The following is a 1592-nucleotide window of genomic DNA, read 5'->3' as shown; positions in this document are numbered from 1 at the left end:
ACTAAAATGTAATTTTAAATTCTAGTTGGCAAGAGTAAATTCTATATACCTAGAAATTACTACTGCACACATATTTACCATATTGTCTTTTTCAATTATTACTCCATATAATGTACTTGCAGCTGATTGCCTGCCTGTGCAGATTGGAGATTATTATGAATCAAAAAGGCAATCAGAAACATTTAACATTTGAGCAACGTGTTGAAATTGAAAAAGGACTTACTGAAAACAAATCATTCGCTGAAATTGGACGAATAATCGGTAAAGATCCATCAACTATCTCAAAAGAAGTAAGGCTCCACGCCAGAACCAAAGAACGTCCCGATGCAGGTTATACCAATCCGCCATGTGCTCACAGAAAAGAGTGCAAGCTTGTTTGTTTATGTGATGAGCAATGCGGAACTCTATGTAAGATTTGCAAGAAACCAAATATGCGTTGTATCAACGTCTGTCCAAGTTATGAAGTAACAGAGTGTAAAAAGTTGTTAAAGCCGCCTTATGTCTGCAATGGATGTGGTAAAAAGACACACTGCCTTATGCAGAGAACGTTTTACTCATCCAAGTATGCTCATGATGAATATCGCAGTGTTCTGGTTGATTGCAGAGTCGGAATTAACCAAACACCGCAAAGTATTCAGGCAATGAACGACCTGCTTGTGCCACTCATTAAAAACAATCATCAATCCATTGGTCATATCTATGCTACTCATGCAGAGGAATTAGGATGTTCTAGAAGAACACTTTACTCCTATATTGATTCTTGCATATTTGACGTGCGAAATATTGATTTAAGACGTGTGATACGCTATAAAAAACGAAAGCAGTCAACACAGACCAGTGCAAAAGATCGTTCATATCGCAAAGACCATAACTACGAAGATTTTGAAAGGTACATGAAAGAACATCCAGATACCAAAGTTGTAGAAATGGATTGTGTAGAGGGTAAGAAAGGTGAAAGCAATACGATTTTAACATTCACTTTTCGAAACTGTAATCTCATGTTGATGTTCCTTCTCGAACATCAGGATCAAGAGTGTGTACTTGAAGTCTTTATATGGCTTGAAACGGTGCTTGGACAGGAAGTATTTAGGAAGTTATTTCCTGTTATACTTACAGATGGAGGTTCAGAATTCTCTGCTCGAGAAGAAATGGAAGAATTCTGTGATGGAACCAAGAGTACTACTGTATTTTATTGTGATCCTTACTGTTTTTGGCAAAAAGGTGTATGCGAGAAGAACCATGAATACATACGCTATATCCGTCCAAAAGGAAGTTCCTTTGCTGATTTAAATAGTGACAAGATCAAACTTATGATGAATCACATCAACAGCGAAAAAAGAGACAGTCTAAATGGGCATAGCCCATATGAACTCTCTCTTTTACTCTTGGACAATCAATTGCATGACGCATTAGGATTAGAGGCAATCGCACCTGATGACGTTATGCTCAGTCCAAACTTGTTAAAATAAAAATAGTATAAGCACAGGCAGATTTCACTGCATAGAATTTAGTCTTACACACAAGGCATGTGGAATTTAGTCTCGCACACTATTTTCAGATGCCCGTTTGGCATGCAGTAAAGCTTACATTTT

Annotated in this window: 1 protein-coding gene; it reads left to right on the top strand. The window is 37.3% G+C overall.

Annotated features, from left to right (window positions below; translation table 11 throughout):
* Nucleotides 1-155: 155 nt before the first annotated feature.
* Nucleotides 156-1469: an IS30 family transposase gene (locus tag NHH16_RS15350; RefSeq protein WP_262070465.1), complete on the top strand. Its 1314-nt coding sequence runs from the start codon at nucleotides 156-158 to the stop codon at nucleotides 1467-1469.
* The last annotated feature ends 123 nt before the right edge of the window (nucleotides 1470-1592 follow it).

This window comes from Ohessyouella blattaphilus, assembly GCF_024721265.1.
In the GTDB taxonomy this organism is placed as follows: domain Bacteria; phylum Bacillota; class Clostridia; order Lachnospirales; family Lachnospiraceae; genus Aequitasia; species Aequitasia blattaphilus_A.
Note: the sequence above shows the minus strand (reverse complement) of the source record. Positions and strands in the feature narration are given on the sequence as shown.

Coding starts and splice junctions, on each gene's coding strand:
- NHH16_RS15350 (WP_262070465.1), top strand. CDS start 156: ATGAATCAAAAAGGCAATCAGAAACATTTAACATTTGAGCAACGTGTT.